Raw genomic sequence first — 1,890 nt, forward strand, 5'->3', positions numbered from 1 at the left:
CGCGACGGCCACCGCGATCGCGACGCCCCGCTGTATCCCGCCGACGTCGAAAGCCGCGAACCCGAGCAGCACCGCGACGGCCACCCCGAAGCCGCCGTAGACGGCCCGCACCTCGGTCCGCGCCGTCGCCGACTCCAGCGAGATGCCGAACGGCCGGATCAGCCGCTTCGGCGCGGCGAGCCCGAGCAGTCCCATGCCCAGGAAGAACACGGCCACCAGGCCGAGCAGAACAGGCGCCACCTAGACGAGGCGCCGGTCGGAAGCCCAGCGGGAAAGCTCGTACCGGTTCGAGAGCTGCGTCTTCCGCAGGACGCTCGACACATGGGTCTCGACGGTCTTCACCGAGATGAACAGCTCCGACGCGATCTCCTTGTACGCGTACCCGCGCGCGAGCAGCCGCAGCACGTCGCGCTCCCGCGGGGTCAGCAGGTCGAGATCCGGGTCGCTGATCGGCGCGGAACCCGGCCGGTCGGCGAACGCGTCGAGCACGAACCCGGCCAGCCGCGGCGAGAACACCGCGTCCCCGTCCGAGACCCGCACGACGGCGCGCACGAGCTCCTTCGACGAGATCGTCTTCGTGACGTACCCCCGCGCCCCCGCGCGGATCACAGCGATCACATCCTCCGCGGCGTCGGAGACCGACAACGCGAGGAACACGACATCCGGCAGTTCCGGCCGGACCCGCCGCAGCACCTCGGCGCCGCCGCCGTCCGGCATGTGCACGTCGAGCAGCACGACCTGCGGTTTGGTCCGGGCGATACCCGCGACCGCCTCGGCGACCGAGCCCGCCTCACCCACCACGCGGACGTCGTCGGTGATCGAGTCCAGTTCGGTGCGCACACCCGCCCGGAAGAGCGCGTGGTCGTCGACGAGGAAGACCTTGACCGGCTCCCGCGTCTGCTGGTTCTCCGTCACGATGCTCCCTCGCTCGCCCTGTCCCGTGAGCATAGCGACCTCACGCCGCACCCTTCCCCGCCTTGACCGGCATCTCCAGCTGGACCTCGGTTCCTTCACCCGGTGCGGTACGCAGTTTCAGCTTCCCGCCGTGCCGTTCCATCCGCCCCCGGATGGAATCGGCGAGACCGTGCCGGTCGCTCGGCACGACGTCGGGGTCGAACCCCTTGCCCCGGTCGCGCACGAACACCGTGACCGCTGTCGGCTCGACCTCGGCGTACACGCTGACTTCGTCGACGCCCGCGTGCTTCGCGGCGTTCACGATCGCTTCGCGCGCCGCCTGGACCAGCGCGGTCAACGGCTCGTTCAGCGTCGCCTCCCCCACGACGACCTGCTGCACCGAGATCGCGAACGCGTCCTCGACCTCGCCGCAAGCGGCCGCGAGCACTTCGGACAGCTGACCGCTGACGGCCTCTTCCTCGGTCTTCTTGCTCTTGCCGTACCCCGACGGCCCGTACAGCCAGCCGCGCAGCTCGCGTTCCTGACCGCGCGCGAGCCTGGCGACCTCGCGCGGCGATTCCGCCTGTTTCTGGATCAGCGCGAGGGTCTGGAGGACCGAGTCGTGCAAATGCGCGGCGATCTCGGCGCGTTCGTCGGTGCGGATACGGGCGGTGCGCTCGTCGGAGAGGTCGCGGACCAGGCGCAGCCAGAACGGGACGGTCAGCACGGCGACGCCGAACAGCGTCGCGATCACGGCGACCAGCGCGAACTTGACCTGGTCGATGCTGCCGCTTTCCAGGACGACGACGCCGATGCCGGTCATCACCAGCGCGACACCGGCGACCAGGCGGATCGCCGCCGACCAGCCCCCGCCACCGAGGAAGGCCGTGGCGACCCCGCCCTTGGCACTGATGCGCCAACGCCGCCGCTGCGACTCGTCGGCCTCGCGCCAGACGACGGCAGCACCGATCATCGCCAGCGCCAGCGGGATGGCGA

The 1,890-nt window shown here is 70.8% G+C and carries 3 protein-coding genes; all 3 read right to left on the reverse strand.

What is annotated here, in order from left to right; genetic code table 11:
* Positions 1-240: DUF4345 family protein (locus AVR91_RS26105; RefSeq protein ID WP_143254095.1), on the reverse strand; the 240-nt coding region annotated here is incomplete at its 3' end.
* Positions 241-948: a response regulator gene (locus tag AVR91_RS26110; protein WP_085939730.1), complete on the reverse strand. Its 708-nt coding sequence runs from the start codon at positions 946-948 to the stop codon at positions 241-243.
* 7 nt (positions 949-955) lie between these two features.
* A partial coding sequence (locus tag AVR91_RS26115; RefSeq protein ID WP_076857431.1) for a sensor histidine kinase occupies positions 956-1,890 on the reverse strand: 935 nt, incomplete at its 5' end.

It is taken from the genome of Amycolatopsis keratiniphila subsp. keratiniphila (assembly GCF_001620365.2).
Lineage (GTDB): Bacteria > Actinomycetota > Actinomycetes > Mycobacteriales > Pseudonocardiaceae > Amycolatopsis > Amycolatopsis keratiniphila.